This window comes from Marinitoga hydrogenitolerans DSM 16785 (assembly GCF_900129175.1).
Classification (GTDB): domain Bacteria; phylum Thermotogota; class Thermotogae; order Petrotogales; family Petrotogaceae; genus Marinitoga; species Marinitoga hydrogenitolerans.
In genome coordinates, this window is sequence record NZ_FQUI01000011.1 from 45,223 (window position 1) to 54,344 (window position 9,122).

Sequence of the window (9,122 nt, forward strand, 5' to 3'; positions counted from 1 at the left end):
TAGTTATGAAAAGAGCAGTATGGTTGGTAGTATTTATTATGATTTTATCTTTATCCGTGTTTAGTATTAAGATTGGGTTATCTCTTTCAACATTGAACAACCCATTTTTTGTTGAACTAAGAAATGGTGCATTACAAGAAGCAGTTAACCAGGGTGTAGATATAGTTGTTGTTGATGCACAAGATAAACCATATAAACAATTAAATGATATCGAAGACCTTGTACAACAAAGAGTTGATTTAATTATCATTAACCCAACTGATAGTGATGCCATAGTCGCAGCTGTTGAAGAAGCAAACAATGCAGGAATACCAGTAATTACAGTAGATAGAGCTGCAAATGGCGGAAAAGTTATTTTACACATTGCATCTGATAATGTTGCAGGTGGAGCAATGGCCGCAAAATATATCGCAGATCTTTTAAACGGTAAAGGAAACGTAGTAGAATTAGTAGGAATTCCTGGAACATCAGCAGCAAGAGATAGAGGCTTAGGGTTTGAAACTGAATTAAAGAAATATCCAGGTTTAAAACTTATAGCAAAACAAACAGCAAACTTTAATAGAGCTGAAGGGTTATCAGTAATGGAAAATTTATTACAGGCATATCCTGAAATTGATGCAGTTTTTGCACAAAATGATGAAATGGCTTTAGGTGCAATAGAAGCAATTAAATCAGAAGGGAAATTAGGAAAAATAGTTGTTGTAGGGTTCGATGCAATTCCTGATGCAGTAAATGCTGTTAAAAATGGGGAAATGGCTGCAACAGTTGCACAGCAACCATCATTAATGGGCGAATTGGCAGTAAAAAAAGCTGTTGAATATTTAGAAACACAGACAATTTATATACCTGTAAATTTAAAACTTGTGGTAAAATAATATGTAATGGGGGATATTCCCCCATTTTTCTTGAAAGGAGTAATATCATGAAAAGAGCTAGTATTCGAGATGTTGCTAAAGAAGCAGGTGTTTCTATTTCAACTGTATCAAGAGTGATTAATAACAGTTCTTATGTCAATGAAGAATTAAAAATCAAAGTTGAACAGGCTATCAAAAAATTAAATTATAAGCCTAACATAATAGCCCAAAGCTTAAGAAAAGGTAAAACAAAAACAATAGGATTTGTAATACCTGATATAACAAATCCTTTTTTTCCGAATATTGTAAAAGGAGTTGAGGACTACCTAAAAAAAGAAGGGTATACCCTTTTGTTAAGTAATTCTGATCAAGATTTAGAAATGGAAACAAAAATAATAAACACATTTATATCTAAACATATAGATGGCATAATCTTTACTGGTACAGGTTCATATAATCCAGTATTAGAAAAGTTGATAGAAAAAGGCATTAAAATAGTATTTCTTGATAGAATTTTAGAAGGAATAAATGCATCTTATGTAATATGTGACAACAAATCAGGAATTCTAGAATTGTTAAATTATTTATATAATAGTGGAAAAAGAAGTTTTTACTTTGTAAATGGGAATCAAAATACATTTAGTGCTAGAATAAGATATGAAACATTTTTAGAATTCATGAAAGAAAAAAAGATAAAAAAATATAATCATATATATACAAACTTTTCTTACGAAGCAGGATATAAGTTTGGAAAAAATATAAAATCATTACCTGAAGTTATAATTGGAGGTAATGATTTGATTGCATATGGTATTATAGATTCTCTTCAAGAAAGAAAAATAAAAATCCCAGAAGATGTTAGTGTAACAGGATTTGATGATATTCTTTTTAGCAAACATTATAAACCATCATTAACAACAGTAAAACAACCTATTTATGAAATGGGATACAAAGCTGCTGAATTAATGTTAAAAATAATTAATGGGAAACAAAAGAAAATAAAAGGAATAGTATTAAAACCAGAATTAATAATAAGAGAATCTACAAAATAAATTAATATAAATCTTCTCTCAAGCTTTTTGCATCATGTAAGAACACAAAATTTTGTGTTTTGCTTTCGCATAGAATCAAAAATCTAATAATTCCTTTTTTTGAACCTTCAAACATAGCTTCCTGAAAAGTCATTAAAGGAAGCTTATCTAATTTGAATTCTTCTCTGATAGCGGTAATAGGATTATATGCGGTTATATCCGGAGTTACAGAGCAAAGTATTGTAACAATATTTTGAATATCATTTTTTTCCAAAATTTTATTATATAATTCAATAGAGCGTTTTTTTATATGTTCTATTTCATTTTTTTCTATTGAAGTTGCCCCTCTAATGCCTAACATATTCCACCTCTAATATGAATATTTATTATATAGTAATATTATAGCATATAAGAGGAATTAAATCATGATGATGGGAGGGATATTTATGAAAAAAATCCAAATGGTATTTATATTTTTAATTTTTTCAATTTTAACATTTTCAATTTCAGAAGGAGAATGGATTGTAGATGCTTTATATATGCTATAATTAAGTCAAGAGAAAAATTTGGAGGTAACCTAATGAAAAAATTACCAATATGGGAATACTTTCTATGATTTCAAAAAGCTCCCATAATTAATAGGGAGCTTTTTTATTGGTAATGTGTAAAAGTTTGTGTAAATAATTTTTTTGAATAAAACTAAAAATTAGATGTTTGTTTTATTTTCTACTTCCAGGTTTTACGAGTTTTATATTGTTTTTGCACATAGGGCATTCATTAGATGTAAAAGTTTTAGCATTTATTTCAATTAATGATTTAATAGGATATTCATTTAAAAATTCTTTTTTGCTTCTATTAACAATACAACCAAATCCTAAAATATTTGGTTTAAAATCTTTAATAGATTCAACCACTTCCAGGGTTGATTTTCCAGTAGTTATCACATCTTCAATAATTATAACTTTTTTATTTTCTTCAATATAAAAATTTCTTCTTAATTCCATTTTACCTTCTTTATTTCTTTCTGTAAATAAGAAAGGAACATTAAATGCTCTTGCAACCTCGTATCCTATAATTAATCCACCAAGTGCAGGAGAAACAATATAATCAGGTTTTTCATTGAATTTTTCTGATAACAAATTGCCTAAAATTTCAGCATATTTTGGATATTTTAATACTTGAGCACATTGGATATAAGTATCAGAATGAAGACCAGAAGATAATAAAAAATGACCGTTTAAAATAGCTTTAGTTTTCTTTAAAAGATTTTCTATGTCCATATCATTCCCTCCATTTGTTAATAACGTTATTAAATTCTATAACCTTTTTTCTAGGATTTTCATCAAAAATAATAGCTCTTGAAACATTAATAACAATATTATCATATCCATTGAGATTATTAAATAACGCTTCAATGCTTCCACCTTGTGAACCTATACCAGGGATTAAAAATAGCATATTATCTGTAACAGCAGTTATTTCTTTAATGAATTTAGCATTTGTTGCACCAACAACTATACCTATTTTATTTCTATGTTTTTTATTTAATTCATTCATTTTTTTTGCAATTTTCAAATACAATTCTCCAGGAATTTCAAAATCATAAGCCCCTTTATTAGATGTCAAAGCAAGAGCAAACACATGGGAATTATTATATTCCAAATATGGTTCTAAAGTGTCTATTCCCATAAGCGGATTTATAGTTAAAGAATCAATTTTTAATTTTTCAAAATAATATTCAGCATAAGCTTTTGCAGTATTTCCAATATCTCCTCTTTTAGCATCTAATATAATAGGAATATCTGGATTATATTTAATATATTCTATAGTTTTTTCAAGAATTTCTAATCCTTTTGGACCCAATTTTTCATAAAAGGCAATATTTATCTTATAACCACAAACAAGATCAAAAGTTTCATCTATAATTTTTTTATTAAAATCTAAAATATCACCATCAATTCTATTAATATCACTATCAAGACCTACTAATAATACTGAATTCACATCATTTTTTCTTTCAATATATTTATCAAACATAAAAACCCTCCACAGCGCAAGATAAAATATCTTCATAATTTACTCTTTTAAAATATTTATCTAAGTCATCAATAATTTTTATGGGTATCTCAGGATCAGCCATAACTCCTGACCCAACCCCAACAAGATTAGCTCCAGCCATTATAAACTCAATAGCATCTTCATAGCTAAATACACCACCCATACCAATAATAGTCAATTTTTTAAATTTTTTTCTTATTCTGAATATTGTTGCAAGTGCAATGGGTTTTATAGCAGGACCGCTAAAACCACCAACCCCCTTTTTTAAAATAGGTTTCTTTTTATTTATATCTATTTTCAAACCTTTTGGTGAATTAATTAAAGTTACACCGTCTGCACCACCTTTTACAGCAGCTTCAACTAAATCTTCTAGAAAAGTTTCAACTCCAAGTTTTATAAAAATAGGTTTTTTCGATATTTTCTTTGCTTCTTTTACCAGATCAAGAATTGCAATTTCATCAATTCCAAGCGGGATTCCATTTTTTCCTACATTTGGACATGAAAGATTTAATTCAAAAAAAGCAGCCGATGAATTATTAAGGCTTTCAATTAATTTTATATAATCAGATTTTTTATCTCCTCCAATACTTAAAATAACATTAGTGTCTAAATTTTCTAAAAAAGGTAAATCATTTTTAATAAATTTCTCTATTCCCGGATTTTGTAATCCTATAGAATTAATTATTCCGGATTTTACATTAACAATTCTTGGTGGAGGATTTCCTTCTTTTTCATCAGGAGTAACAGTTTTTGCAGTGAATCCACCAAGTTTATTTAAATCAATATATTTTGCTAACTCCTTACCATTTCCACCTGGTCCAGATGCAATAATAATAGGATTTTTAAATTTAACACCACATACCTCTACCATTCTAATTCCACCTCACTTAAATCGAAAATAGGACCATCTTTACATATCATTTTAATTCCTTCTGTGGTTTTTATGGGGCAACCCTTACAAATTCCAATACCACATGCCATTCTTGCTTCTAACGAAGCATAAATTTTATTGTTTTTAAAATAATTTTTTACTGTTTTAATCATATCCATACTGCCACATATTAAGAAAGCATCATCACTACTAATATTTATAGTATTAGCTTTCTCTAATAAATTCATGTTGCTTTCTTTATCTATATGTAACCCTTCTACATTAAGTATTTTCTTAATTTCTGAAGTTGCAAATCCGTATATTTTTTCTTTAACAAGATGTGGATATTTTTCTGAGAAATGAATTAAAGGTGCTGAACCACAGTCTCCACCAAGTAATACATATTTTTTATTTTGATCAATTTTTTCTATAAACGGAATTCCATAAGCACCCCTAATAGCAATTTCCTCATTTGTTTTCAATTTCAACATTTCTTTTGTCATTTCACCTACAACTGCAATTAAAAATTTTATAATTTTTCCTTCTTGATAAGTCACGGAAAAAGGTTTTCCAAAATCATAATGTTTTAATTTTAACATGACGAACTGACCAGGTTCTATTTTTAATTCCTTTTCCGTTTCAACAGTTAATAAAATATAATTCTTTGTGGTTTCTATATTTTTCACTACAGCTTTCATAATAACTTCACCTCACTATATTTAATTTCACCATCAACAATAGTATAAAAAACTCTTCCTTGTAAATCTTTATAGGGTAAATTTTTTCCTTTTGAAAAAATTTTTCCATTCCATTTTTTTTCAGTATCAACCAAAACAAGATCAGCATTATACCCTTCTTTAATGTCCCCAATATTTTTTAATGAAAAAACTTTTGCAGAATTGTATGTAATTTTTTCTATTAAATAATCTAAATCTATTCTATACTTATTATGAATTTCAACTATTGCCGGAAAAAATATATCCAATCCAGATATCCCATTTAACGCTTCATCAAAAGATTTATTTTTTTCATCTAGTGAATGAGGGGCATGATCGCTAACTATCATATCTATATAATCAATATTTTCAATTAAATATCTTTGTGTTTCAACATCAGGTAATGGAGGATTAATTTTTTTAAAAGGGTCTTTTTCATAATTGTTTAAAAGTAAGTGATGAAATGTAATCTCACAACTCACATTTAAATTATTAATTTTTGCATATTTTATCAAATCAATACTATTGCCCGTTGAAATATGAGCGATATGAACATGCCCTTTTGTAAATTTTGATATTTCCATATCTCTTGCAACCATAAGTGATTCAAAAAGAGGAATATTTAAAAAACGTTTATCTTCACAGTGATTAATAATAACTCCATTAAATTTTTTTACAATATTCAGTGCATTTAGCATTAACTCATCATTCCATACAGGATTTCCATCATCTGAGAAAAATCTATAACCGTTATTAAAAAAAAACATTAAATTATTTAACTCTTCGCCTTTTCTTTTTTTTGTGATAGTTGGAATAGGAATTACCTTTCCTAATTTCACTTTTTTTGCTTTATTTTCAACAAATTTTATTATTTCTAAATTATCCATTGCTGGATTAGTATTTGGCATAACTCCTATTGTAGTAACGCCGCCATGGACAGCGGCGCTTAACCCTGTTTTTATTGCTTCTTTATACTCAAAACCAGGTTCTCTTAAATGTGTGTGCATATCGATAATTCCCGGAATTAATGTTAATCCATTAGCGTCAATAATAATATCTGCCTTTTTTTTATTTCTTGAAATCTCATATATAATATTATCTTTGATGTATACATTGTATGTACCTTTTGTAGAATGCGAAATGACATTTGCGTTTTTTATTAATATACTCATATTCTCACCTAAATATTCCAGATTTCATCATAATTATGAGGTGTTTCGCAATATTCACATACAAGCTGTCCATATTCATTTTTAATAAAAGAACCCTTAACGTTTTCACCATGGATAGGATTGGTAATACAATTTTCATTTTTGCATCTTAGTTCTTCAAAACCATATACTTTTGGTGGGAGTTTAATTCTATACTTTTCAGTAACTCTTGAATTTTTAATAATATTTACAGTTATATTAGGGGAGATTGCAGAAAGTTTTTTAATTTCCTTTTTTGAAAGATATCTATCAGGTAAGCTTATGTATCCTTTTAAATTCCCATCTTCTGATTTAAAAATTCCGTCTGCACTATCTATATCGTACAATTTCATTATTTTTCTTATTTTCATAATAGTAGAATAAATTTCATCCGAAGTTTTACCTTTAGCAATATGATCTATAACTGTTCCATTTTCTATTGGTTTAATTCCTCTTTTTCCTTCTTTTTGTACTCCTTTTGTTCCATTGATTATAGGTGCATTGATAACAAATTCATTTTTTTCTTCATGTTTTAGATTATTGATATCAAAATCAGCATTTAAAGCACCACCAAACATTGATAATAAAATGATTCTTGTCCAATAACCATTAATAGCTTGTTTCTCCCATCCGTTTAAAGGTAGATTGTCTAAAAATGTAGGAATAGTAGGATAAATTTTGTGCCTTGGAAGAGGATGATAGAATTTAATATCTTGTGGAAGTAATTGAAGGAAGTCTTTTTTGAAGGTGACAGCTTTTCTTAAAATAAATTCTTTTTCTAAAATATCTTCACCCATTCTTTCTAATTGAAGTCGTGTGAAATACCATATTTTTGCTATATCTTTTTGTTTTAAATAATTTTCAATAGAACTAAATAATCTAACTTCAAATCCATTATTTTTCATTTTTTCAACATAATAAGAAGGCAAAGATATTTCTTCAGGAGCTATAAGATCAACCTTGACATTTTTAAAAATTTTTAAACCATTAACCTTTGAATGAACAGTTCTGCCGTGTAATAAATCACCAACAAGAGCAATATGAATGAAAGAATTATCAAAATTATTTTTTTCAAGGAAAGTAAATTCGTCAAGGAGTTCTTGTGTAGGGTGTTCGTGTTTACCGTCACCAGCGTTGATAAAAGAGGGAATAGGAAGGTTGTTTCTAACAGCAAATTTTCCAACAGATTCAGAAAGTAGTTTACATGTTCCTTCAAGTTTAGATCTTACAATAAAAATGGAGTAGTCGCTATAACCAGTAAGCATATTAAATGTATCAACATAACTTTCTTTCTTGTTAAACGAGGAGTGATTAGAATCGAAGATAGTAACTTTAGCTTTTTCGTGGAATTTTGCAGCATTAATGAAGGATTCTTTAGTTCTTGTACTTGGCTCAATAAAAACAATATAAATACTAACATTTTTATTAATCTTAAATTCAGATAAATCTTCTTTGTTTAACCATTTCAATTTCAAACGCTTAGTATGATTGTATAAAAATAATTGTTCATCAACACTAAAATCGTTAATAACACTAAGCGAACGACCTAAAAAATCATTTTTTGTAGATACTAAATTTTCCAATTTACCCACCTCCCAAAAAATTCATTCTCGAGAATCATACACAAAAATTAAAAGAAAATCAATTAAGAAAAAGTAACAATATTTTTAACAACACAATATATAGAGTGAAATTGCAGTACATTAGTATATTTAGATATATTTGACAAATTTAAAAAGAAAAAGTATAATTATAAAAAACAAAAAAGGTGAGAAAAATGGAAGAATATAAATTTGATGAAAGTAAGTTTATTAAAGAAAATATAGAAAACTCAAATATCGAAGAAAAAGAAAAATTTTATATAAAATTAAAAAAAAATAATTCAATGGACAAAAAAGGATGGAAAGGATAATAAATTTAAAGAATATTTGCTTTTATTACCAAACTTGTTTTATTTGTTTATAAATTTAATGAAAGATAATGAAATTGATATAACATATAAAGGAAAAATCATGTTAATTTTATCTTATATTATACTGCCATTAGACATAATTCCAGAAGCATTGCTTGGCCCTATTGGATATATAGACGACCTATATATAGGTTTGTATTTTTTAAACATAATATTAAATGAATTACCTAAAGAAAAAATATATGCTTATTGGAAAGGAGATATAAAAACATTAAATAATATTTCTGAAATAATAGAATTTTTAAAAAGTAATTATGAAAAATTAAATTCTAAAAATATATCTAAATTGATTTCAAAAATTTTAAAAGGAAAATATAATAAATAATAATAAAACAAAAAAATCCCCGAAAGAATCGGGGATTTTTCGTGGTGGCCAGGGACAGAATCGAACTGTCGACACCTGGATTTTCAGTCCAGTGCTCTACCGACT

At 27.4% G+C, this 9,122-nt stretch carries 11 protein-coding genes; 4 read left to right on the forward strand and 7 right to left on the reverse strand.

The window, feature by feature from the left end; genetic code table 11:
- Positions 1-38: 38 nt before the first annotated feature.
- Complete coding sequence (locus BUA62_RS04670; protein WP_407656626.1) at positions 39-875, forward strand: D-ribose ABC transporter substrate-binding protein; 837 nt, start codon at positions 39-41, stop codon at positions 873-875.
- Between the two features lie 47 nt (positions 876-922).
- Positions 923-1,906 (forward strand): LacI family DNA-binding transcriptional regulator, encoded by a 984-nt coding sequence (locus tag BUA62_RS04675; RefSeq protein ID WP_084670701.1) that lies wholly within the window; start codon positions 923-925, stop codon positions 1,904-1,906.
- 1 nt (position 1,907) lies between these two features.
- Here BUA62_RS04675 and BUA62_RS04680 read toward each other — a convergent pair whose 3' ends face one another.
- The 7 genes from BUA62_RS04680 to BUA62_RS04710 all read right to left on the reverse strand — a co-directional run bounded on the left by BUA62_RS04680 (position 1,908) and on the right by BUA62_RS04710 (position 8,303).
- On the reverse strand, positions 1,908-2,246 hold the full coding sequence (locus BUA62_RS04680) for a chorismate mutase (RefSeq protein WP_072863952.1): 339 nt from the start codon (positions 2,244-2,246) through the stop codon (positions 1,908-1,910).
- A 358-nt stretch (positions 2,247-2,604) separates the two neighbouring features.
- On the reverse strand, positions 2,605-3,165 hold the full coding sequence (gene pyrE / locus BUA62_RS04685; RefSeq protein WP_072863955.1) for an orotate phosphoribosyltransferase: 561 nt from the start codon (positions 3,163-3,165) through the stop codon (positions 2,605-2,607).
- Position 3,166: 1 nt separating this feature from the next.
- Positions 3,167-3,922, reverse strand: coding sequence for an orotidine-5'-phosphate decarboxylase (gene pyrF, locus BUA62_RS04690; RefSeq protein ID WP_072863957.1), 756 nt, complete (start codon positions 3,920-3,922; stop codon positions 3,167-3,169).
- A complete protein-coding gene (locus BUA62_RS04695; RefSeq protein ID WP_072863959.1) occupies positions 3,915-4,814 on the reverse strand; it encodes a dihydroorotate dehydrogenase in 900 nt (299 codons plus the stop codon). Before BUA62_RS04695 ends, pyrF begins: the two co-directional genes overlap by 8 nt.
- Positions 4,808-5,512 (reverse strand): iron-sulfur cluster-binding protein, encoded by a 705-nt coding sequence (locus BUA62_RS04700; protein ID WP_072863961.1) that lies wholly within the window; start codon positions 5,510-5,512, stop codon positions 4,808-4,810. Before BUA62_RS04700 ends, BUA62_RS04695 begins: the two co-directional genes overlap by 7 nt.
- Positions 5,509-6,702, reverse strand: a complete 1,194-nt coding sequence (locus BUA62_RS04705; RefSeq protein ID WP_072863963.1) for a dihydroorotase — start codon at positions 6,700-6,702, stop codon at positions 5,509-5,511. Before BUA62_RS04705 ends, BUA62_RS04700 begins: the two co-directional genes overlap by 4 nt.
- Before the next feature lie 8 nt (positions 6,703-6,710).
- Entirely contained in the window at positions 6,711-8,303 is a 1,593-nt protein-coding gene (locus tag BUA62_RS04710; RefSeq protein WP_072863965.1) for a bifunctional aspartate carbamoyltransferase catalytic subunit/aspartate carbamoyltransferase regulatory subunit, read from the reverse strand.
- Positions 8,304-8,497: 194 nt separating this feature from the next.
- On the opposite strand from BUA62_RS04710, the gene BUA62_RS11825 reads away from it, so the two are divergent.
- Positions 8,498-8,632, forward strand: coding sequence for a hypothetical protein (locus BUA62_RS11825; protein ID WP_268776004.1), 135 nt, complete (start codon positions 8,498-8,500; stop codon positions 8,630-8,632).
- A gap of 100 nt (positions 8,633-8,732) precedes the next feature.
- Positions 8,733-9,017, forward strand: coding sequence for a YkvA family protein (locus BUA62_RS04715; RefSeq protein ID WP_159429495.1), 285 nt, complete (start codon positions 8,733-8,735; stop codon positions 9,015-9,017).
- Positions 9,018-9,122: the final 105 nt, after the last annotated feature.

Coding starts and splice junctions, on each gene's coding strand:
- BUA62_RS11825 (WP_268776004.1), top strand. CDS start 8,498: ATGGAAGAATATAAATTTGATGAAAGTAAGTTTATTAAAGAAAATATA.
- BUA62_RS04705 (WP_072863963.1), bottom strand. CDS start 6,702: ATGAGTATATTAATAAAAAACGCAAATGTCATTTCGCATTCTACAAAA.
- BUA62_RS04700 (WP_072863961.1), bottom strand. CDS start 5,512: ATGAAAGCTGTAGTGAAAAATATAGAAACCACAAAGAATTATATTTTA.
- BUA62_RS04670 (WP_407656626.1), top strand. CDS start 39: ATGATTTTATCTTTATCCGTGTTTAGTATTAAGATTGGGTTATCTCTT.
- BUA62_RS04680 (WP_072863952.1), bottom strand. CDS start 2,246: ATGTTAGGCATTAGAGGGGCAACTTCAATAGAAAAAAATGAAATAGAA.
- BUA62_RS04695 (WP_072863959.1), bottom strand. CDS start 4,814: ATGGTAGAGGTATGTGGTGTTAAATTTAAAAATCCTATTATTATTGCA.
- pyrE (WP_072863955.1), bottom strand. CDS start 3,165: ATGGACATAGAAAATCTTTTAAAGAAAACTAAAGCTATTTTAAACGGT.
- BUA62_RS04675 (WP_084670701.1), top strand. CDS start 923: ATGAAAAGAGCTAGTATTCGAGATGTTGCTAAAGAAGCAGGTGTTTCT.
- BUA62_RS04715 (WP_159429495.1), top strand. CDS start 8,733: ATGTTAATTTTATCTTATATTATACTGCCATTAGACATAATTCCAGAA.
- pyrF (WP_072863957.1), bottom strand. CDS start 3,922: ATGTTTGATAAATATATTGAAAGAAAAAATGATGTGAATTCAGTATTA.